Source organism: Sporosarcina sp. FSL K6-1540 (assembly GCF_038620285.1).
Classification (GTDB): domain Bacteria; phylum Bacillota; class Bacilli; order Bacillales_A; family Planococcaceae; genus Sporosarcina; species Sporosarcina psychrophila.
Map to the genome: position 1 here is coordinate 2902051 of NZ_CP152018.1, position 22350 is coordinate 2924400.

General features: G+C 40.0%; 17 protein-coding genes and 1 other annotated feature. Of the genes, 12 read left to right on the plus strand and 5 right to left on the minus strand.

The window, feature by feature from the left end:
* Positions 1-150: 150 nt before the first annotated feature.
* On the minus strand, positions 151-1593 hold the full coding sequence (zwf, locus tag MKY15_RS13720) for a glucose-6-phosphate dehydrogenase (RefSeq protein ID WP_340742583.1): 1443 nt from the start codon (positions 1591-1593) through the stop codon (positions 151-153).
* Positions 1594-1916: 323 nt separating this feature from the next.
* Between zwf and MKY15_RS13725 the strand changes: the two genes are divergently transcribed.
* From MKY15_RS13725 to MKY15_RS13745, 5 genes are all read left to right on the plus strand, one after another.
* Positions 1917-2534, plus strand: coding sequence for a cyclase family protein (locus MKY15_RS13725; RefSeq protein ID WP_342537775.1), 618 nt, complete (start codon positions 1917-1919; stop codon positions 2532-2534).
* A gap of 242 nt (positions 2535-2776) precedes the next feature.
* The gene (locus tag MKY15_RS13730) at positions 2777-3571 is read left to right on the plus strand and encodes a basic amino acid ABC transporter substrate-binding protein (protein ID WP_342537776.1); all 795 of its coding nucleotides are present in this window, start codon (positions 2777-2779) and stop codon (positions 3569-3571) included.
* A gap of 103 nt (positions 3572-3674) precedes the next feature.
* Positions 3675-4358: an amino acid ABC transporter permease gene (locus tag MKY15_RS13735; protein ID WP_187047812.1), complete on the plus strand. Its 684-nt coding sequence runs from the start codon at positions 3675-3677 to the stop codon at positions 4356-4358.
* A 17-nt stretch (positions 4359-4375) separates the two neighbouring features.
* Positions 4376-5098 carry an amino acid ABC transporter ATP-binding protein gene (locus tag MKY15_RS13740; protein ID WP_067206907.1) on the plus strand — a complete coding sequence of 241 codons (723 nt, stop codon included), beginning with the start codon at positions 4376-4378 and terminating at the stop codon, positions 5096-5098.
* A gap of 160 nt (positions 5099-5258) precedes the next feature.
* Entirely contained in the window at positions 5259-5708 is a 450-nt protein-coding gene (locus tag MKY15_RS13745; RefSeq protein WP_067206910.1) for an SRPBCC family protein, read from the plus strand.
* Between the two features lie 269 nt (positions 5709-5977).
* Here MKY15_RS13745 and MKY15_RS13750 read toward each other — a convergent pair whose 3' ends face one another.
* Together MKY15_RS13750 and MKY15_RS13755 are read right to left on the minus strand one after the other, a co-directional pair.
* Positions 5978-6625 (minus strand): type II CAAX endopeptidase family protein, encoded by a 648-nt coding sequence (locus MKY15_RS13750; protein WP_187047813.1) that lies wholly within the window; start codon positions 6623-6625, stop codon positions 5978-5980.
* A gap of 296 nt (positions 6626-6921) precedes the next feature.
* Positions 6922-7890, minus strand: coding sequence for a ring-cleaving dioxygenase (locus tag MKY15_RS13755; protein ID WP_067206916.1), 969 nt, complete (start codon positions 7888-7890; stop codon positions 6922-6924).
* A 400-nt stretch (positions 7891-8290) separates the two neighbouring features.
* Between MKY15_RS13755 and MKY15_RS13760 the strand changes: the two genes are divergently transcribed.
* The 4 genes from MKY15_RS13760 to MKY15_RS13775 all read left to right on the plus strand — a co-directional run bounded on the left by MKY15_RS13760 (position 8291) and on the right by MKY15_RS13775 (position 14224).
* Positions 8291-9379, plus strand: coding sequence for a branched-chain amino acid aminotransferase (locus MKY15_RS13760; protein ID WP_187047032.1), 1089 nt, complete (start codon positions 8291-8293; stop codon positions 9377-9379).
* A 137-nt stretch (positions 9380-9516) separates the two neighbouring features.
* The gene (locus tag MKY15_RS13765) at positions 9517-11583 is read left to right on the plus strand and encodes a catalase (RefSeq protein WP_342537777.1); all 2067 of its coding nucleotides are present in this window, start codon (positions 9517-9519) and stop codon (positions 11581-11583) included.
* A 189-nt stretch (positions 11584-11772) separates the two neighbouring features.
* Complete coding sequence (locus MKY15_RS13770; protein ID WP_067206932.1) at positions 11773-12579, plus strand: HAD family hydrolase; 807 nt, start codon at positions 11773-11775, stop codon at positions 12577-12579.
* 1171 nt (positions 12580-13750) lie between these two features.
* Entirely contained in the window at positions 13751-14224 is a 474-nt protein-coding gene (locus MKY15_RS13775; protein WP_342537778.1) for a DUF4306 domain-containing protein, read from the plus strand.
* A gap of 794 nt (positions 14225-15018) precedes the next feature.
* Here MKY15_RS13775 and serA read toward each other — a convergent pair.
* Positions 15019-16605 (minus strand): phosphoglycerate dehydrogenase, encoded by a 1587-nt coding sequence (gene serA, locus MKY15_RS13780; RefSeq protein ID WP_342537779.1) that lies wholly within the window; start codon positions 16603-16605, stop codon positions 15019-15021.
* Complete coding sequence (locus tag MKY15_RS13785) at positions 16606-17766, minus strand: alanine--glyoxylate aminotransferase family protein (RefSeq protein ID WP_342537780.1); 1161 nt, start codon at positions 17764-17766, stop codon at positions 16606-16608.
* A gap of 59 nt (positions 17767-17825) precedes the next feature.
* Positions 17826-18053, minus strand: a binding site (T-box leader).
* A gap of 154 nt (positions 18054-18207) precedes the next feature.
* Between MKY15_RS13785 and MKY15_RS13790 the strand changes: the two genes are divergently transcribed.
* The 3 genes from MKY15_RS13790 (at position 18208) to MKY15_RS13800 (ending at position 22318) form a co-directional block, all read left to right on the plus strand.
* A complete protein-coding gene (locus tag MKY15_RS13790; protein ID WP_342537781.1) occupies positions 18208-19224 on the plus strand; it encodes an LLM class flavin-dependent oxidoreductase in 1017 nt (338 codons plus the stop codon).
* Positions 19225-19348: 124 nt separating this feature from the next.
* On the plus strand, positions 19349-21385 hold the full coding sequence (locus MKY15_RS13795; protein ID WP_342537782.1) for a prolyl oligopeptidase family serine peptidase: 2037 nt from the start codon (positions 19349-19351) through the stop codon (positions 21383-21385).
* Positions 21386-21859: 474 nt separating this feature from the next.
* On the plus strand, positions 21860-22318 hold the full coding sequence (locus tag MKY15_RS13800; RefSeq protein WP_338653152.1) for a VOC family protein: 459 nt from the start codon (positions 21860-21862) through the stop codon (positions 22316-22318).
* The last annotated feature ends 32 nt before the right edge of the window (positions 22319-22350 follow it).

A 22350-nucleotide genomic window follows, 5' to 3' on the forward strand; every position in this document is an offset into this window, starting at 1 on the left:
AATATGAAGATTTCACGTCTAGACTCCATCACCTAGAGACTTGGAGGCCTCCAGGATATGGGTCACGCAGCGGGGAGGGATTGAACTTCATCCCTCCTAATTGTCGCAGGACGCGGCGTACTTTGGCTGTGCTCCTGAACAGGCGGCTCTTTACCACCAATTAAATTGATCGGCCTGCAATAGTTGATTAGCTGCTTCTGGCCCATTTGAACCGGCAGGGTATGAATGTAAAGGTAGTGTATTCTCTTGAAACGCTTCTAGGAGTGGTTGAATCCACTGCCATGATAATTCAACTTCTTTCCAATTAGCGAAGAATGTTGCATTACCGCGTATCGCATCAAATAGAAGTAGTTCATATGCTTCTGGCTGATCCTCTGAATTGGTGGAGAAATTAATGGAAGCTGGCTCAAATTGGTTACTTGAAGGGTTTTTCATATTTATCACTAAAGAAATACCTTCATTCGGACTAATTTCGAATATCAATAAGTTTGGAGTGATCCCATCGGCTGGAAGGGCATCTATTTGTTTTACATTGTTCGTAAACTCAATGACAATCTTGGTGGATTTTGTACCTATCCGTTTCCCTGTTCGTATATAAAAGGGGATTCCGCTCCAAGATGGATTGTCAATATAGAGGCGAGCTGCGAAATAAGTATCATTCATTGAAGAAGCATTAACCCCAGGCTCTTCTTTATAACCAACAACCGGGGTGTCAAAAATCTCACCGGCTTCGTATTGACCACGTACAACATCTTGTTCCATCTTATCTTTATTGATAGGTCGAAGGGATTCCATGATCGTTACTTTTTGCTTTCGAATTTCTTCAGCAGTCATTTTTTCGGGTAGGTGAAGGGCCGTCATCATTACTAACTGAAGAAGATGATTCTGAACCATATCCCGAATTGCACCTGCTTGATCGTAATAATCGGCTCGTGTTTCTACCCCGACCGTTTCACATGCTGTGATTTGTATATTAGCAATTCGTTTATGATCTAATAATGAACCAAATATCGGATTGGCGAATTCAAAGGATTCGAGATTTTGGACCATAGGTTTTCCAAGATAGTGGTCGATTCTGTAAATTTCTTCATCATTGAAAGCGTTGTTCAAACTCTCGTTTAATTGTCGTGCCGTCTTTAAATCGCTTCCGAAGGGTTTCTCAACTATGAGCCGCTTCCAGCCTGATGTTTGACTGATACCGCTTTGATTAAGACCAGATGTAATGATATCAACCAGTTGAGGAGCAACCGACAAATAGAAAAGTCGATTTCCGGGAATGTTTAATTCTATTTCTCTGTCGTGAATAAGTTCATGTAGGTTTTGATACGAATCATTGTCTGTTGCATCAAATTTACAGTATCGAAATTTGGCTAAAAATTCATTCAATCCGGTAGTTTGGACAGCTCTTCTAGAATATTCACGAAGTGCACTTTCGACTTTTGATTGGAAAATGTCATCGGAAAAATAGTTTCTGCCTAAACCAATTATGGAGATTGAATCTGGCAATTTGTCGTCGAGAAACAAATTATATAAAGCAGGAAATAATTTACGTTTTGCTAAGTCTCCCGTTGCTCCAAATAAAACAAAGGTCATGTCTTGGGTTGTCCATTCTTCTTGGAAATCAATTAATTGATTTTTTTCATCAGGTCCAACTGAGGCTGTTACGTTATCCATTTTCGCTTTCCTCCAATTGTAGTGTAGACACGAATTATACTTGAAACTGCTTTAAGTATATCATTAAACGATGTGTGGTTCTAAGACTATAAATAAAATCATATATAGAGGACATGCATGAACTTAGTGTCAATTTTGGTATACTGATGAGGTAACGAAAGTAGTTTTGCTAGACGGCATGCTAAATTTCATGCGAGGATAGCTATATAGTCAGACACTAAAAAAAAGGAAGTGTTGCTAAAATGAAAATGCATGATGTAACAGGCACTATTTATGAAGGTATGACTGTTTACAAAGATAAACCTGAAAAACAACCAAAACTTAATCGGGTAACAAATGGCTATGTAACCGAAACTCGGTTGGAGATTGATGTGCATACAGGAACACACATCGATGCGCCGCTACACATGGTTGTAGATGGAGATACATTCGAATCAATTCCAATGGAAAGTCTTGTGGGACAGTGTAAAGTACTCGAACTAACAAATGTAGAAGATGGGATTTCTAAAGCGGATTTAGAAAAATTTGAGATCCAAAAGAGTGATTTCGTTCTATTTAAAACGAAGAATTCTTTTGAGGATACATTTAATTTTGATTTTATTTATCTTGCACAAGATGGAGCAGAATATCTTTCCGAGATTGGTATTCGAGGAGTGGGAATAGATACGCTTGGAATTGAAAGAAGCCAAGAAGGACATCCAACTCATAAAACATTATTTGCAAACGAGATTATTATTATTGAAGGACTTCGTTTAAAAGAAGTTGAACAAGGGGACTATTTCATGGTTGCTGCACCTTTAAAATTGACGGGTACAGATGCATCACCTGCAAGAGTGTTATTATTTGAGGGACTACAATAATTTTATTAATTGAGAATCAAATCCCACCGGGTAACTAGTACCGGTGGGATTTTGTTGTTCCTATAGGAAACTATAAAATTATTGGTCTGTGGATTATACCCTAGTCGGTTGTGCTTAGGTAACGTCTATTTTTCTATTGTATAGGACTGATGACTCGTATATAATAAAGTCACTATCCAGAACTTTCGGATAACTATAGTGATACATGTTGCAGGAACTCAAAAACATAAGGGGGAATGACGATGAAAAAAGGATTGCGCTTTATATCATTGGGGTTACTGTTAGCGAGTGTAAGCATTCTATTGTTTGCTTGTGGAACAGGCACGAAGGATTCTGGTTCATCGAAAGATGGAGACAGCGGAAAAAGAGTATTAAAAGTTGGGACGGATGCAACGTATGCACCAATGGAGTTAATGGATGAGAAAGGCAATATTGTTGGGATAGATATTGATATTGTGAAAGCGATTGCAGAAGCTGCAGGATTTGAAGTTGAATTCAAAAACTACGGTTGGGAGCCTTTATTCCCGGCAGTAGATGGTGGAGAAGTGGATTTAGCTGTGTCATCGATTACGATCACAGATGAACGCAAAGAATCATTCGATTTTTCAGATCCATATTTTGCTGCAAACCAATTGATTCTTGTACCGGAAGATTCAACTGTTGCCAAGTTTGAAGATTTGAAAGATAAAAGGGTTTCTGTTCAAATCAATACAACGGGTCATATCGTAACTAGGGAACTTCTAGGGAATACAAGTTCCAAAATTGTAGCAACAGAATCTATGCCACTAGCAATTAGTGAAATGATTAATGGTAATGCAGATGCAGCTGTAGGGGATAATGCAGTTATCATTGATTACAAAGCGAACAACCCGAAGGTGAAACTTAAAACAGTAGAAGATGATAGTTTTGAAAAAGAGTTTTATGGATTAATGGTCAAAAAAGGCAATACAGAAATTATTGACATGCTGAATGAAGGGATTAAAATTATCAAGGACAACGGGAAATTGAAGGAAATCACAGGGTTTGATGTTGACTAATCGTTTGTAGTTTAAAGACGATTTGCATACACCAAGTCATTTAATGGGAGTGATTGAATTGGTTTTCCTAGATTTTCTGGATTTAATGGATATTAGATGGGAAATGATATGGAATTATCGCGAATTATTCATTCGTGGAATTGGAATTACTTTAGCACTCACCGTAGTTGGCTATTTGGGAGGCTTTGTATTAGGCTTATTCGTGGGTATGGGGAAATTATCCAAGAAAAAGTGGATCTATTATCCATCCAAATACTATGTCGACTTTTTCCGTGGGACGCCATTATTAGTACAAATTTTATTAATACATCTAGCACTTATTCCAGGGATTTTCGGTCACTCATTGGGTTATTTTGTATCAGGTGCACTTGCGCTTGTTTTAAATAGCGCTGCATACAATGCGGAAATTATACGTGCGGGTATTCAGTCGATTGAAAAAGGGCAAATGGAAGCGGCAAGGTCTCTTGGAATGACGCAAAATGTAGCGATGAAAAATATTATTCTACCGCAGGCTTTTAGACGGATGGTTCCACCACTTGGGAATGAATTGATTGCCCTTCTAAAAGATTCATCATTAGTTACGATTATCGCAGCTAATGATTTATTGTACGCGGGGAAAGTAGTTGCCGGAGCTTATTCAAGGTTTTGGGAGCCCTATCTTACGGTTGCAATACTTTATTTGTGTCTAACTTTCGTTTTCGGTAAAATTATTTCGTATGTAGAAAAACGCTTCAGTAATAGCTATGTTCCAATGCAAAGAAAGAAAATGTTCTCAACTCGGCGTTAAGGTAGGAAGGTGATCAAATGATTAAAGTGGAAGGCCTCTATAAGTCTTTTGGGAAATTGGAAGTGTTAAAAGGAATCGATTATGAAGTGAAAGAAAAAGAAGTCATTTGTGTTATCGGTCCAAGTGGTTCTGGGAAAAGTACATTTTTACGCTGTATAAATTTGTTGGAAGATATTACGGCCGGCAACATTTTTATAGACGGAGTTAAAGTAAATGACCCGAAAACGGATATCAATGGAATCCGGAAAGATGTGGGTATGGTGTTTCAACAGTTTAACCTGTTCCCGCATATGCGTGTAATCGATAATATCACTATTTCTCCGCGGAAAATCCGGAAAATGAATTCTGCGGAAGCGGAAAAACTAGCTCATGAATTGTTGAAGAAGGTCGGACTAGCTGATAAAGCGAATTCTTATCCCGAACAGTTATCGGGTGGTCAAATGCAACGTGTTGCAATTGCAAGGGCATTAGCGATGCAACCTAAAATCATGCTATTCGATGAACCGACTTCTGCACTCGACCCAGAAATGGTGAAAGAAGTGCTGGATGTTATGAAACAGCTTGCAATTGAAGGGATGACAATGGTCGTCGTCACGCATGAAATGGGCTTCGCGAGAGAGATGGGCGATCGCGTGATGTTTATGGATCAAGGAATAATCGTAGAAGAAGGTATACCTGATCAAGTATTTAATAAACCCAAAAACGAACGAACAAAAGCATTTTTAAGTAAAGTGCTCTAGTTTGGACCAATCTTGCAAGCTGGAATCAAGGAAAGCAGATAGGCGATGTATGTTCGCTTATACTGTTTTCCTTTTTTATGAAGGAATTAGTGAATCTTCTTGTGTGGTAAAGTGAAATTTATAATACATGTAAGCAAATTTTTGTGAGGTGATTTTTATTATGAAACAGTGGACGAAGGAAATAGAGATTGATGCGCCAATTGAGCAAGTATGGAATTTTTTTAATGGTTCTTTAGAAAATATGCAAAAAATTATGCCACAAGTAGTTGAAAATAAACCTATTACAATAACAGATGGAATGGTCGGAAGTGTGTATTTACAAAAATATAAAGAAGGAAAGCGTGTTATGGAGTACCAAATAGAAACGTTAGAGTATGACGATTCCCCGAATGCGAAAAAGTTAAAGGTTGGTTTTACACTTGCTAATATGTTTGATATAACGGCGCGCTACGAGCTGGTCAAGCTCAGTGATCACAGAACTTCTTTAACCTATACTGCGACGAATCGTCCGTTAAAATGGTTCATGAAATTATTTTTACTGTTTTCCACAGACAAGATTGTAGTGGAATTTTTACAACGGGTAAAAGAGGTAGCAGAATCGGAAAACTAAACTATCGATCCTCTCACAGAAACTAACTGGATGATGGAGTCTATACAATAGAAAAGGCCATCCCACGGGGAATGGCCTTTTTATCATGATGAGTACCAATATGATTTGAGGACAACACAACATACACCGAATTCCTATATAAACTAAGCAAAGGCGCCTTAAAGGGGGAGCCGAAGCCCAAAGACTGGCAGAATTCCCTAGCGAATTCAATGGGATTCTTTATCTCAACAAATAGAGTAAATTACTTAGGGGATATTTGGTAGGGCAAATTACAAAATATAGTTCAAGTAAACCAACATGATTCCAAGATCAGCTAGGATATGACTAATAATTGATGCGCTGATTGAATTCAATTTGTATCTAAAGTAGCCCCACATAAGACCTGCTATAAATACTGGAATAACAGCAATGAAATTAAAAGGAAATGCGAAAATTGAAAAGAGGGGAACTAGATGATATAGACTATAAAAAAATGATGTAATCATAATCGTTTGAGCCGCACCTACTCTATCTATAAGGCGCTTATACATAACATCTCTCCAATAGAGCTCCTCCAAAACAGGATTGATGAAGATGAGGAAAATAATTAACCAGAAAAGGATACTTCCTGTGAAATTCCACTCCACCAAAATTTGTTTTAGTTCGCCAAGATCGAAAACTAAATTATGTAGTAGTGCAACTGCCCCGTAAATAGCTACCAAAGAAATAACACCACTAATCAGACCAACTGTGAAAGATTTGAGATTGAGGTGTTTTTTACGATTCCATCGAATACTTTTATTTCTAAAGTATAGTAGAATCGGAACAAATAAAAGCCAACCATAGAATAGGATGAAGGTAATAGGGACACTTTTGAATATGATTAAACCTAAAAAGATCATAATCGTAGGGCCAATTAATAAAACTGAGAGTTTCATCATAAATCCTCCATCTGTTTTAAGTCGTAATAAAGATCCCTATCTTTCGGGTAGCAATGACTATCATTTTAAACCGTATCATTATATCGTATCATTTACCGATTAATTAATCAGTATAATCTACTAATTGGATTTTGAAGGATATATCGATTACACTAAACAATTTTAAGTTAGATTTTCATGGTTAACGCATAAAATATGTTCCAATAAAAAAGAAGTAACCACCAGTAATGGTGATTACTCCATATAGGAATCTTGATGTATAGAGCCAGACATTATCTCTACACGCAGCTCTTTTATCTACTTGTATTCAATGGTTTGATATTCGCTTCAATTGCCGCACGTTTACCTTCCAAAAATGGTGGTAGCGCAAGTGACTCACCCAATGTTTCAAGCGGCTCATCTGTTGCGAATCCAGGTCCATCTGTTGCAAGTTCGAATAGGATACCATTTGGCTCGCGGAAGTATAGTGAACGGAAATAGAATCGCTCTACAAATCCGGAGTTCGGCAATCGTGTACTGTTAATTTTATCAATCCATGCATGTAGTTCTTCTTCGTCCTTAACACGGAAAGCTACGTGGTGAACGCCGCCTATCCCTTGCACCTCTGCAGGTAAGTCATTGCGTGGCTCAACGAACACTTCAGCGCCTGAACCACCATCTCCGACTTCCATAACAATGATGTCGTCTTGTCCTTCAACAAGAGCTGGAACACGGTTCTTCTCTGTAAACCCGAGTATTTGAAGAGCTGCGATAGTCGGTTCAGGAGTGCGGACAGTTAGCCTAACTGGACCAAGCCCGGTTATCCCATACTCAACCGGAACAGGGCTCTTATCCCATGGAGTTCCAGTCGCAGCGACTGAGTTTGTCTCATCGGAAACGAGCGTCAATTGTTGACCTTCCGCATCTTCGAAGAAAATAACATTGCGACCAGCAAATTCTGAAATGGGTGCATGTTTTACGTTAAATTCAGTAAAGCGTTCAATCCAATAATTTAGTGCAGCGTCACTTGCTACACGAAGTGATGAGTTGGAAATACTACTGACACCTGCTCGTTTTGGTCCAGCATTTGGGAAATCAAAAAATGTCAGTTCAGTTCCTGGATTCCCTTGCTCATCTCCGTAAAATAAATGATAAGCAGTTGTGTCGTCCTGATTTACTGTTTTTTTCACTAGTCGCATACCAAGTACCTCAGTGTAAAACTTAAAGTTATGCGCCGCGCTACCAGTCATTGCTGTTAGATGGTGAATGCCTTTTACGTTCATCTTTATCAATCCTCTCTTGGATAATATCTTTGTAAAGTTATCTTGAATTCAAGCTAATATTACAGCGAGAGGACGAAATTGTCAAGAGATGTGTCCCTTCGAGGGTTCAATATCCATACATATCATCTGTTTTTATCTTTATAGGTATTCAGAACGATTATTCTTTATTCTGGAAAGGGACTATAAAAAATGTGATATATTTTTATGATTAGATAGCTTATTTACGAAGAAGTTGATATAATCTATATTATTAGAAAGTTATTTACGTACATGGATAAATGAAGGAATATCGTTTAAGCGTGAGGTAACGCTTATCTTGGTATTCCTTTTTAATCACATAATATACGGAAATAGCCAAATCAGCTGGCCTGAAAATTAGACATAGGGAGATGCACACATCATGACGAACCATGTAATCACTGTCACATTGAGTGAATCAAAAAAACAAAAACCACAATCAGATCAGTTGGAATTCGGAAGAGTATTTACAGACCATATGTTTGTGGCTGATTATTGTGAAGGCCAAGGCTGGACGGATCATAGAATCATTCCATATGCACCACTTGAAATGGATCCGGCGGCAACCGTTTTTCACTATGGTCAAACAATTTTTGAAGGATTAAAAGCCTATGTAGGCAAAGAGGGGCAAGTATTGTTATTCCGCCCAGAAGAAAACATGCGTCGCATGAACAAATCGAGTGAACGCTTATGCATGCCAGCTTTCAATGAAGAAATTGCAATCGAAGCTTTAGAAAAATTAATTTCTATCGATAAAGACTGGATTCCAGTAACAGAAGGAACTTCCCTGTACATAAGACCATTCATGGTTGCGACTGAACCCTATCTTGGCGTTTCACCATCGAAGAAATATAAATTCATCATTATTCTTTCTCCTGTTGGATCGTATTATAAAGAAGGAATTCATCCCGTTAAAATTCTCGTTGAAAATGAGTATGTGCGTGCAGTAGCAGGCGGAACTGGAACGGCAAAAACGGCGGGTAACTACGCGTCCGGGTTAAGAGCACAAGAAATAGCAAGCAAAAAAGGTTATTCACAAGTTCTTTGGCTTGATGGTGTAGAAAGAAAGTATATAGAAGAAGTGGGAAGTATGAACGTCTTCTTCAAAATTAACGGTGAAGTTATTACACCAATATTAAATGGCAGTATTTTAGAAGGAATTACGAGGAAGTCAATCCTTCAATTACTGAGGCATTGGGATATTCCGGTTGTTGAACGTAAAATATCCATGGAAGAACTTCGTTCAGCACACCAAGCAGGTACTTTAGAGGAAGCTTTCGGAACAGGAACGGCGGCAGTTGTTTCACCAATTGGAGAACTCAATTGGGGCGATGACATAATGGTCGTTAATAATAATGAAACCGGTGAATTATCTAAAAAACTGTATGAGACACTAACGGGTATTCAAACCGGTAAAGTGGAAGATTCATTCGGGTGGGTAGTTGAAGTCACTGACACGGTAAAAGTATAATTGTTTCTTCTATATAAAGGTGAAGAAAAGGGTAGCCCTTCCAAGGTGCTATCCTTTTCTTTGTATCCAGTTGGGGAAGTCCTGCATATAGTAGGGAAGCGCCTAGAATTACTAAATGGATAGCGGAAGGGGATTGTGTGGATAAATTATCACCAAACCACAAACAAGTCATAGATGAAAACAGTAAAGATAAACAGTTGGAACAATTCCGTGTGAATAATGAAGGAACAAAAATGACAACAAATCAAGCACTGAAAGTTTCGAATGACGAGGAATCATTGAAAGCGGGTATTCGTGGACCAACATTAATGGAGGACTTTCATTTTCGTGAAAAATTAACTCACTTTGACAATGAAAGGATTCCAGAGCGGGTTGTACACGCCAGAGGATATGCAGCGCACGGGTTTTTCGAATTGTATGAATCAATGAAGGAATTTACAAAAGCAGGATTTCTGCAGGAACCCGGAACGAAAACCCCAGTTTTTACGAGATTCTCGAATGTTGTAGGGAGCAAAGGTTCTGCGGATACAGTAAGGGATGTACGAGGATTTGCTGTTAAGTTTTATACGGAGGAAGGGAACTATGATCTTGTGGGTAACAATATTCCCATCTTTTTCATCCAAGATGGCATTAAGTTCCCGGATCTTGTCCATGCGATACAGCCTGAACCACATAATGAGATGCCGCAAGCTGCCTCTGCACATGATACGTTTTGGGACTTTGTTGCTAACAACCAAGAATCGGCTCATATGGTCATGTGGCTAATGTCAGATCGGGCGATTCCGAGGAGTTGGCGAATGATGGAGGGATTTGGTGTTCATACATTCCGATTCGTCAATGAACAAGGCAAAGGCCGGTTTGTAAAGTTCCATTGGAAACCAGCACTTGGCGTACATTCGCTTGTATGGGATGAGGCACAGAAGATTTCTGGGAAAGATCCAGACTTTCAACGGCGGGATTTATGGGAGTCAATTGAACATGGTAATTTTGCGGAGTATGAACTCGGTGTACAAATGATTGATGAAAAAGATGAATTCATGTTCGATTTCGATGTACTAGATGCTACGAAACTTTGGCCGGAAGAAATCGTACCTGTTAAAATATTTGGCAAGATGACACTTAATCGAAATGTTGACAACGTCTTCGCGGAAACAGAGCAAGTTGCGTTCCATCCGGGTAATGTCGTACCTGGAATTGATTTCACAAATGACCCACTTCTACAAGGTAGATTATTTTCCTATTTAGATACACAACTCATTCGCCTCGGGGGACCCAATTTCACTGAGATTCCTATCAATCGTGCCGTCTGTCCATTCCATAATAATCAGCGAAATGGCTATAGCCGTCAGAGGATTGATGTTGGGCAGGTCAGTTACCATAAAAACTCGCTTGCGGATAATACACCGTCCACTTCTACTGCGAAAGAAGGTGGATTCGTCCATTATGCAGAAAAAGTGGAAGGGCGTATCATTCAAGCAAGAAGCGATTCATTCAAAGATTTCTTTTCTCAGGCAAGGCTATTTTGGAACAGTATGTCGCCACCAGAGAAGCAACATATCACTGATGCATTCATCTTTGAAGTTGGGAAAGTGGCTAGTAAAAGTGTGAGACAGCAAGTCGTTGATATGTTTGCCAATGTGGATAAAGAATTGGCAATCCATATCGCAGATGGTGTCGGGGTAAACCCTCCTACTAGCAAGCAAGTGAACGTCAAGGCCTCATCACCGGCACTCAGTCAGCAAAATACGACGAGAGTCCCTTACACGTTGAAAGTCGGCGTACTGATTGGTAATGATTTTAATGGTGCAGAAGTGAAAAGAGCTGTCAAAACGTTAAGGAAATATGGCGTCACAGTGGATATTGTTGGTGAAAAACTAGGCACAGTAAGAGGTGCGGATGGCCTTAATGTAATCGTTAATGAAACATTCCTTACAATGGATCCGGTTTTATTTGATAGCTTATATGTTGTTGGTGGTACGGCTGAAAATCAAGCAAAATTCAATTCAAATATCCAATACTTTATTAACGAATCGTTCAAGCATTATAAACCGATTGGATTTGCATCGACAGGTCTTCCTTTCTTTGAATTATCAAATGCGAAGGCGGGGCCAGGAATTGTCTTCGCGACGGATAATCCCGATTTTGATGATGATTTTGTAAAAGCAATCGCACAGCAACGCTTCTGGGACAGAGAAATTTATTGAAGAATGGCCGCTCCGATTAGAAATAGGGAGCGGTTTTTTCTTTGACTAGGAAATTATAAAATCTCGTACTGTGGTTAAACACCAAGAGAAGCTATTTCACGTCTAGACTCTAGCGCTTTTGTTCTTACTCGTTAAACTAGTCTGAAATCATGTATACTAGTTTATAAAGCAGATAGGGGATGATTTCTTATGATAAAAGCGATTATTTTTGATTTGGATGATACATTATTATGGGATAAAAAAAGTGTAGAAACCGCATTCGAAAAAACATGTGAACATGCAGCCCAAGTACATGATCTTAATCCTGCTAAACTTGAAGAAGCTGTCAGATTGGAAGCGAGAAAGCTTTACGAATCGTATGATACCTATGAATTTACTCAGATGATTGGCATTAACCCATTCGAAGGTCTCTGGGGGACATTCAATGATGAAGGGGACTATTTTCAAAAAATGAAAGCAATTGTTCCAGGCTATCGTAAGGAAGCGTGGACAAATGGACTTCAGCGAATCGGCATTAATGATGAAGACCTTGGCAGCACGTTAGCAGAATTATTCCCACAGGAACGGAAAAAGCATCCTTATCTATATGAAGAAACATTCGAAGTGCTGGACAGTCTGAAAGATACATACAAGCTTGTACTATTAACAAATGGTTCACCAAGTTTACAACACACGAAACTTGAAGTCACATCCGAACTCGTTCCTTATTTTGACCAAATCATCGTCTCAGGCGCATTCGGAGTAGGAAAGCCCGACGCATCTATTTTTCAACATGTGCTTACTGAAAACGGCGTAACTGCAGAGGAAGCAATAATGGTAGGCGATAATCTAATGACGGATATTTTAGGAGCATCACGTGTCGGAATGCGTTCTGTCTGGATTAATCGGGAGAATAAACTGCCCAGTGAAGAAGTTGTACCGACTTATGAAATTAATCATTTAGAAAAGTTATATCCTATCCTTGAAGAGTTGAATAAGAAACAGGCTGTCCAATGAGTATCCGATCTACCCTGAAGGATTGGAAATGGAGTGGACAAACTATTTACATTACAAAACGAAAAAGCGCTCCAGTTGGTCAGCGCTTTTTTGTGCGGGATTTAAATTATGGAAATGAAAATAGTTTTGGATTGATCATCTAAAATTAACGGAATCTTCGTATCGTGAAGAACGTATTATATATGTTGAATTAAAGAATCCCATTGAATCTGCTGTGGTTCTCGATAATGAGAGAGTTATAATTCGGGGTGTGGATTATAGAACGCTTGGCGCTTTGGGGATGCCTTCCGCCATAAGCCTGGATTAGCGCTTCGCATCCAGTCTTACGGCTTCGGCGACCCCTTTGCCGCGCCTGCGCTAGGGTGTTCAATATCGAGAAAAATGTGATTTTGAGATGTATATGCTGAGATTATAATGTGATTACTAGTTGATACTACATAAATGAATCCCATTGAACCGCTCCGGCGCTAGGGGATGCCTCTTGGCATTAACTGTATAATTTCTGCAAAGAACGCAGAAATTATACAAACCGAACTCTTCGTTGTTCGGTTGGCTACCCCTGTTAAGGCGCCTTCGCTCAGTATATATACCGGATTCAACATATATAATTATAGTCAAGAAAGACGCAATCCAGGTTGCAGATTTCACCACTAATAATGAAATGCGCTTTCTCACATAGACCATCTAACGAAGGCGCGTCTTCGCGGTAGCCGGAGCGCTAAGCCACTGGAAAAGTTCTTTTTTATAGTACGAACTAGGTGATTGTAGTGAAGAGTGGCTTTTGCGAGCAAAAGCGCTAGCGTTGGGAGCACGGGGCAAGAATGCCTTAATTTCTGCAAAGAACGCAGAAATTAAGGCCAATCGAACCCTTTGCTGTTCGATTGGCTGAAGCCGTGCCCGCGGAAAGCGTCCGCTCGGAACGGAAATCAACGGTATTGAAGGAAATTGTACTTTTTCAGTGCCCTGGCTTATCGCGGGAGTCATCCACAAAGCATCGAAGCGGTATTCGTAGGATTTCTATTTCATTCCAATTATTAGGTTTTTTCAGTAGCCTTCCAAAAGCCCTTGTAAAGCGCATACGTCTTATTCATTTGTTCAACATATATAGTAGAGATATTTAAGTTGTGAGTAAATGGAAATCAGAGTTTATCGATAATTTGAGGTGGAGAAAATGTCTTTTAGGGTCATCATCCAATTGGTTTTGGCATCAATTCTTTTACTATTTTCTACTGGGGTAGCATGGTATGAAGGTAGCGCACTACTAGAGCATTCTTGGGAATGGAAACATACCGCGCTTTTTTCTGGAATAGTGAATGGACAACTGGAAAATGCAAACGATATTCTGTCAATTGATTATTTTATGTATGCAGCTAAATTTGCACCTGTATTTCCTTTGCTAATGTTGTTAAGTGGGACATATCTCATAATCCTCCTGGGGTATATCTTATTAAAACGTAACCATAAGGTGTTCACATATTACCTTGCTTCTATTAGTGTTTTATTCCTGGTATTAGGCGGTTTCCTGTCTAATTCTCCAACTAGCGGTTTGAAAATTATTTTCGCTAGTCTTTTGTTTATCGGTATTTTATTTTTAGTTACTGCGTTGGTTAGACTAGTTAATAATAAGGTTAAAGAAATAAGTTAGCTTTATTTCACACCTGTTAATTAAACAAAATTAACCAGTGAATGACGTGATCACCTACTGGGCGCTACGTGTATAGTTGCATTTGGGCTGCTTTGGATTGAATGACGTCTATACCAATATCGAGAGGTCTGGATGTATAGGGATGCGACTTTGTCGCATCCCTATACACTCTTTTCGGTAATCGTATGGTGGCCCTTCATCCGGCGCGCTCAAAATGCATAAGTACACGAAGTGCAGATGCTTTTCGGGACGAAAGAATAGCTGGCTTCTTACCTGTAGAAAAGCCGCCAAAGATGCAATTTTGGCGGCTGAAACTTTCTATAGGGTTTTCCCTTTTGTATTAGTGAAGGAGTGTCACTTTCTATAAGATATCACAAGATTAGATGCATACACTTTGCTAGATGTAAGCAAGGAACACATTGTACAACTTGCAAGAGTGCCCGAAATTGCATCTTCGGGCACTTACAATCCCGATAGAAAGTCATCTATTCGTTTCTTTCAAACATAACTGCATTTTTCACTTGACCATTGTAGGTACGCGACAGGCAACTATTCGCAACAGGATTACAGAAAAAAGTGTGGCTTGAAGTGACGGAGTCACTTCAAGCCACAAATGCCTCTCGTGGAGGAATGAACTGCAATTCCTTCCCAAACCTGTCGTGATTATTTCGCCGAAAGCGAGCCGGAAATGGTCCAATGAAAATGGGTTTTTCCAAGCCCTACTCACCAGACTTGACTCTATCCATTTATTTATTTATTTATTTGATTCAAGTCAAACAAAATCGGAATCGTACTTACAAATCGATCGCAATAACGTCAAAGATATCTTCAAGCTCTTTCAAACGTTCTACGTTAGCCTTCTCAACATGATTATCGACAGATAGCATCATGATTGCATTACCGCCAACAGTGGATCGACCAACTTGCATCGTTGCGATGTTGATGTTTTCGATTGCTAGTAATGTTCCGACCCGGCCAATTGCACCCGGTTGGTCTTTATGTTTAATGAACAGTAAATGGCCATCAGGTTTTACATCGACAAGGTTATCATCGACTTTGACAATACGTGCACCTAAACCATTTAGTAAAGTTCCGGCAACACGTCTTACTCCATTCGTTGTCGATACTTCAACCGTAACTAAATTTGAAAAACCTTTCGATGTAGAAGTTTTATGTTCATTAACCTTGATGCCGATACGGTCTGCCAAAAACTTGGCGTTGACATCATTGACATGGTTTCCAAGATTGCGCTTCAACAGGCCTTTTAGCGTGTTGCGTGTCAAAGGACGGACATCAGATTCAGCAAGCTGCCCTGAGTAATAAATATTTACTTCCTCGATAACACCCTCTGCTAAATCAGATAAGAATACGCCCAACTTTTCAACTAAGTCAAAGAATGGTTCAACTTTAGCCAGCGCTTCTTTTGAAACAGAAGGAAGATTAACAGGGTTTTGCACCGCACCGCCGTTTAAGAAAGTGACAACATCACGGCTAACATCAATTGCAACGCTTTCTTGCGCTTCAATCGTACTTGCACCTAAGTGTGGAGTCGCGATGACTTCAGGAAGTGTCAGCAGTTTATGGCCAACAAATGGTTCTGTTTCAAAGACGTCGAGTGCAGCTCCTGCAACTTTCTTCGATACGATTGCATCATACAATGCATCTTCATCGATAATACCGCCGCGTGCGCAGTTAATGATTTGAACGCCGTCTTTCATCAAATTAAAGGCTTCTTTATTGATCATATGTCGCGTTTCTTTCAAAAGTGGAGTATGAACAGTAATAAAGTCTGCTGCTCTTAGTACTTCTTCAACAGTTCCCGCAGTAATACCCATCTTCTTCGCTTTCTCTTCTGTTAAGAAAGGATCATAGGCAATGACATTCATTCGCTGACCTTTTGCTCTTGCCGCAACTTCCGCACCGATACGACCAAGACCTACTACACCGAGTGTCTTATTTTTTAATTCAACACCAATGAATGACTTACGGTCCCATTGCTGATTTTTTAATGAGTTGAAGGCTTGCGGAATTTTGCGTGCAAGGGACATCAGCATTGCAATTGTATGTTCAGCAGCGGAGTTCGTGTTGCCATCCGGAGCATTGACAACGATAATACCATGTTCAGTCGCTGCGTCTAAATCGATATTGTCGACGCCGACACCAGCACGCCCAATGATTTTTAACCTCGTTGCTTTTTTAATAATTTCGCGTGTCACTTGTGTTTGACTACGAACGAGCAAGGCATCATAGTTATGAATTTTAGACGCTAATTCAGCGGGTGTGCAAGTTGTGTCAACGATGATGTTCAAGCCTTCAGCCTGCCTTAATGGAAAAATACCATCTTCGCTTAACGGATCGCTAATAAGTATATTAAAAGTCATTTAGACCAACACTCCTTCGTTTAAGTAGACTTGCTGTGCAGCGGCAGTGCCTTTTCCTAATTCAATTTCTTTGCCGACTTTGAGTAAGCCGATTTCCATCGCACTGATTGTTTGAAGGACATCTGCGGGAGAACAGTATCCCATATGGCCAATGCGGAATATTTTGCCGCTTAAATGCTGTTGGCCGCCTGCTACGATTAAGCCGAACTCATGTTTAATCACTTTTCTAAACGCTTCTGAGTCGAAATCTTCCGGTTTAACCGCTGTGACCGTAGGAGAGGCATCTTTATCACTTGTTAATAAAGGAATACCTAATGCCCGGAAAGCGGCGCGCGTCATGTTCATCATCAAAATATGTCGTGCATTTACTTGTTCGACTCCTTCTTGATCGACAAGCTGAAGAACTTGTTCCAAGCCGAATAACAAAGATAGTGCAGGTGTGAAAGGGGTAGTATCTTTTAACAAATTGTCGCGATATCTTACTAAATCCATATAGTAGCGTGGTTGTGGGTTATTCTCGATGACAGTCCAGGCACGTTCACTTGCCGCGATAAAAGCCAGTCCTGCTGGTAGCATGAATGCTTTTTGAGAACCTGTCACCAGGACATCGATTCCCCAATCATCCATTCTCGTCTCAACACCGCCAACACAGGAAACACCATCGACGACGATTAATGCATCTGACACTTCACGTACTGCCTGTGCGAGTTCCTTGATAGGATTTAATACGCCAGTAGAAGTCTCGCAATATGTAGAAAATACAGCTTTGATTTCAGGATGCTCTTGTAGATAGCGTTTAATTTCTAGGGGATTCAGCGCTTCGCCCCATTCAACATTTAAGCTTTGAACCGTGATATTGTAAGCTTCACAAATTTTTGAGAAACGCTCGCCGAATGCGCCTGTTACAATGACTAATACTTCATCACCAGGCTTCACAATATTTACAACAGCAGCTTCCAAACCAGCTGTTCCGCTACCTGTTAAAATAACAACGTCTTGTGTCGTACCGAAAATCCGTTGCAGACCTGGTGCGATATTTTTAAGCATATTCGATGTCTCTTGTCCTCGGTGGCCAATCATTGGTTGACTCATCGCTCGTTGTACACTTGGCGGGATGGGACTTGGTCCTGGAATCCTAAGTAGCATTTGATCTTGTAACATCTTCATTCTCCTCTCGATTTTGGGAATAAAAAAAAGCCCTCCTCCCCTTACAAATAAATGTAAGGGGCGAAAAGCTGAAATACTCACGCGGTACCACCCTTTTTACTGTCTGAAAAAATAGACAGTCTTGGTTAGCATGCTTAACGCGCATGTGACGGATAAACCTACTAGACGTTTCAGTTTATCTATTCCAGAGTGCTACTTTACTGCGAAATCACTGATTTGCACCATCCATCAGCTCTCTTGAGATTTCAGTAGATAAAGTGTGTCTCCATCAAAATAGTTAGATTAGTTATGGAATTAGAACTAATCATAACAAATGAAAATTGAATGTCAAGCATCATTTTATCCGAAATCACGTTTTTCTGAGTCCAATTGGTAGAGGAATCTAGTCAGGAACGGTATTCTTTCTTATAAGAACAAAATAAGGAGTGAAAAGATTTGGTTGCTGATAAAATTAAAAAGTTCAATTCGATTCCACTTTCCGTTTTGGACCTTTCTCCAATAAATGAAGGTAGCAATGCAACACAGTCCTTCAAAAATAGTGCGGAATTGGCACAGCATGCTGAAAAATTAGGTTTCAATCGGTACTGGTTTGCAGAACATCACAATATGCCTGGCATTGGAAGTTCCGCAACATCGGTACTTATAGGTCATATTGCAGGCGTAACAAAACGAATTCGCGTAGGTTCGGGCGGTATTATGTTACCTAACCATGCACCACTTGTTATTGCCGAACAGTTTGGTACACTCGAATCTATCTATCCTGGAAGAATCGATTTGGGACTTGGGCGTGCGCCAGGTTCTGACCAAGCAACTGCTTATGCACTGCGTCGCACATTACAAAGTACTGGTGACGATTTCCCGGAACAATTAGCCGAACTTCAAGCTTATTTTGAACCGGACAGATCCGCTCGAGTTCGCGCCTTTCCAGGTGAAGGACTTGATATACCCATCTGGCTTCTCGGCTCGAGCGGCTTTAGTGCACAACTTGCAGCACAGAAAGGCTTACCTTTTTCTTTCGCGAGTCATTTTGCACCTGCGTATACGTTGCAAGCATTACAGTTGTACAATCAAAACTTTAAGCCATCTAAGTTTTTGAAAGAACCGTATGCCATGCTTGGTATCAATGTCATCGCAGCGGAGACGGACGAAAAAGCGCAATGGTTGGCGACTTCACAGCAACTTCAATTCCTTGGTATCACTACGGGAATGCCATCACAATTAAAACCACCAGTTGACAATATCAATGAGTATTGGTCACCACAGCAACAAGCATCTATTAAGCAAACGCTCGATCCTCGTACAACGATTGTGGGTAGTCCCGAAACGGTTAAACGCAAGCTTGAAAGTTTCATTCAAGAAACAAGAGCGAACGAATTAATTATCAATACGCAAGTATACAGTCATGAAGAGCGCATGCGTTCGTATAGCATAATTGCAGACATGATGGATTGAATAAATAAAAGTCGCAACCTTTAATTAGGTTAGCGGCTTTTTATTTAGAATAGTTATTTAATTGAGGTGGTGATATGGTAAAATATAGATGATGACATTTATAGGGGGTAATGAGGTGGGCAATATGACAAAGACAGAAACGATTGTTGAAAACTACCATGGTACTGATGTTGCAGATCCTTTTCGCTGGCTCGAAAAGCCGGAAACTTTAGAGGTGAAGAATTGGATTGATGAACAAAATGAAGCAACCCAAGACTATTTAGCAACGTATCCGAAACGGGATAAAGTGAAAGAGAAATTAACGAAATCATGGAATTATCCGAAATACTCCGTTCCGCAAAAAGAAGGGGACTATTATTATATTCATAAAAATAATGGATTACAAAACCAAGCCATCTTTTATCGGACAAAGGATATATCATCAGATGAACTTGAGGTCATTATAGATCCGAATACGTTGAATGAAGAAGGGACGGCAGCGATAACGAATCTTGCGTTTACGAAAGATGGGAATCGCTTAGCTTACGGTGTTTCATTGAACGGAAGTGACTGGCAGGAAATCCGAATCCGCAATTTACAGACGGGAATAGACGAAGCTGACGTCATCAAATGGTGCAAGTTTAGCAGTATTGCATGGAATGAAGAGGGAAGCGGGTTTTATTATAATCGATTCCCTGAACCTGGGACGGTCGATTCAGAAGATGAGAGTAACTATAACCGCGTTTACTGGCACACGGTTGGTACAGTCCAAGAAGAGGATATTCTGGCATATGAAGACACTGAGGATAAAGAGTTATCTTTTAATCCAATACTCTCTGATGATTATCGTTATTTGATTTTATCAGTATGGAAAGGAACAGAAAATAAAAGTCGTATCTATTATCGTGATGAACAAGCTGATGAAGGATTTGTTCATTTATTGGCAGACGATGACGGCGAATATTCGTTTATAGGAAATGAAGGGAAGCTCTTTTACTTCACGACTAGTCACGATGCACCGAAAGAAAAAATTATTGCTGTTCATTTGGACAAACCAGGGAAAGAGCATTGGATTGACATCATTTCAGAACAAGAAGACGTCCTTACATTCGCAAAAATCATTAACGGGCAGTTTGTCGTATGCTATTTGCATAATGCCCATTACAAACTACGTATTTATGATTTGGACGGACAGTTCCAAAAAGAAGTGTCTCTTCCTAATTACATTTCCTTATCAGGCGTGACCGGCAAGAAAACAGCGTCAACGATGTTCATAGGCTATACATCATATTTGGTGCCGACAACGATTGCACGCTATGATTTTGAAAAAGATGAATTGAATACTGTATTTAATACGTCAGAGTTATTTGTAGCAACAGGCTTCGAGACTACTCAAGTGTTTTATCCATCCAAAGATGGCACGCGTATTCCGATGTTCCTGACGCATCGAAAAGGGTTGAAATTGACGGGCGATAATCCTGTTTTGTTATATGGTTATGGCGGTTTTAATGTTAACTTGACTCCGGCTTTTTCCCCATCACAGCGTATGTGGATTGAGGCGGGCGGCGTGTATGCGGTTGCGAATTTACGTGGCGGTGGAGAGTTTGGTGAGGAATGGTACAAAGCGGGGACGTTGGGGCAAAAGCAAAATGTCTTTGATGACTTCATTGCAGCAGCAGAGTGGCTGATTGAACAAAACTATACGAACAGCAAGAAGCTTGCCATTATGGGCGGAAGTAATGGTGGATTGCTTGTCGCAACATGCATCACTCAGCGGCCTGATCTATATGGGGCGGCACTTTGTCTCGTTCCTGTCACTGATATGCTGCGCTATCATAAATTTACTGTGGGACGCTATTGGGTGACCGATTACGGAAATGCTGAAACAAATCCGGAACATTTCGAGTTCATGTACAAGTATTCTCCGCTTCATAATGTCAAAGAAGGCGTCGAGTATCCACCGACACTTATGACAACAGCTGATACGGATGATCGTGTGGTGCCGTGGCATGCGACGAAATTTGCAGCGACATTGCAAGCGGCACAACTAGGAAACAATCCAATCCTTCTGCGGGTGGAAAAGAATGCCGGCCACGGACTTGGTAAACCAACTGTTAAAATCATCGAAGAACAGACGGATATGTATTCGTTCTTGTTTAAGACATTGGAGATTGAAATTTAAGTTAGACAAGAACCGAAACAATCGTAACTATTTCTTGTGATGGGAACGAAATAACTAGGGGAATTACAGACCTATTCGCAATAGCGGATAGGTCCCCCTTTTTTTGTATATAGCCATTCCTATGATTTTGCGATTAAAAAGCGCAACAGTTTTAGCAAGAATTTTTCAATGAGATAAGTTAATAAGTTGGAATAAAGAATCCCATTGAATTCCCTTCGGCGCTCGGGGATGCTTCCCGCCCTAAGCCAGACAGCTTCGCCGTTAGTCTTAGCGCTTCGGCTACCCCTTGTAAGGCGCCTTCGCTCAGTTTGTACACCGTATTCAATACTTCAACATAGGTGTTGGTTTGATCTTTCGTCTCCAGATCATAAAGTGAATGCTTTTTACCTCAGGTCTGAAATTGAATGATTTTCAGACAGTAATTTGAGGTGATTGATTCGAAAAAAGTATTCTAACCAAAAGGGGGTTATGTCGATGATTAAAGGTTTATATGAAGCACATTTACCTGTTAGGAATCTTGAAACATCTATAGAGTTTTATAAAAAACTTAATTTAGAAATTGCATATCAAAAAGAGAAACTAGTATTTTTTTGGATTGAGAAAGGACGTAGTTGGTTAGGGCTGTGGGAAACAGATAAAGTTGAAACACCATATCATCCTTCATTGAGACACATTGCTTTTCAAGTTGATATAGAGGATATAGAGGTTGCCAAAGAATGGCTCGAACAAAAAGGAATTCCAGTAAAGACTGACTTTGGATTCCGACCAGAAAAGCAACCACTAGTTTTACCGAATAATCCCAATGCGCATGCAGCAATATATTTTCAAGACCCTGATGGTAATTCTCTTGAATTAATCACCCCTTTAAGGTTGGATTTTGAGGAAGACTTTGAAATGATGTCGTTAGAAGATTGGAATAGGAAAAATAACTAATTGTAACTATTTTCCTTGTTAAACTAAAGGGT

Bases quoted from the DNA above. Each gene is read 5' to 3' on its own strand.
- MKY15_RS13795 (WP_342537782.1), top strand. From the start codon at position 19,349: ATGACAAAGACAGAAACGATTGTTGAAAACTACCATGGTACTGATGTT.
- MKY15_RS13735 (WP_187047812.1), top strand. From the start codon at position 3,675: ATGATATGGAATTATCGCGAATTATTCATTCGTGGAATTGGAATTACT.
- MKY15_RS13730 (WP_342537776.1), top strand. From the start codon at position 2,777: ATGAAAAAAGGATTGCGCTTTATATCATTGGGGTTACTGTTAGCGAGT.
- MKY15_RS13745 (WP_067206910.1), top strand. From the start codon at position 5,259: ATGAAACAGTGGACGAAGGAAATAGAGATTGATGCGCCAATTGAGCAA.
- zwf (WP_340742583.1), bottom strand. From the start codon at position 1,593: ATGACCTTTGTTTTATTTGGAGCAACGGGAGACTTAGCAAAACGTAAA.
- MKY15_RS13740 (WP_067206907.1), top strand. From the start codon at position 4,376: ATGATTAAAGTGGAAGGCCTCTATAAGTCTTTTGGGAAATTGGAAGTG.
- MKY15_RS13755 (WP_067206916.1), bottom strand. From the start codon at position 7,890: ATGAACGTAAAAGGCATTCACCATCTAACAGCAATGACTGGTAGCGCG.
- MKY15_RS13725 (WP_342537775.1), top strand. From the start codon at position 1,917: ATGAAAATGCATGATGTAACAGGCACTATTTATGAAGGTATGACTGTT.
- MKY15_RS13775 (WP_342537778.1), top strand. From the start codon at position 13,751: ATGTCTTTTAGGGTCATCATCCAATTGGTTTTGGCATCAATTCTTTTA.
- MKY15_RS13760 (WP_187047032.1), top strand. From the start codon at position 8,291: ATGACGAACCATGTAATCACTGTCACATTGAGTGAATCAAAAAAACAA.
- MKY15_RS13800 (WP_338653152.1), top strand. From the start codon at position 21,860: ATGATTAAAGGTTTATATGAAGCACATTTACCTGTTAGGAATCTTGAA.
- MKY15_RS13770 (WP_067206932.1), top strand. From the start codon at position 11,773: ATGATAAAAGCGATTATTTTTGATTTGGATGATACATTATTATGGGAT.
- MKY15_RS13750 (WP_187047813.1), bottom strand. From the start codon at position 6,625: ATGAAACTCTCAGTTTTATTAATTGGCCCTACGATTATGATCTTTTTA.
- serA (WP_342537779.1), bottom strand. From the start codon at position 16,605: ATGACTTTTAATATACTTATTAGCGATCCGTTAAGCGAAGATGGTATT.
- MKY15_RS13785 (WP_342537780.1), bottom strand. From the start codon at position 17,766: ATGTTACAAGATCAAATGCTACTTAGGATTCCAGGACCAAGTCCCATC.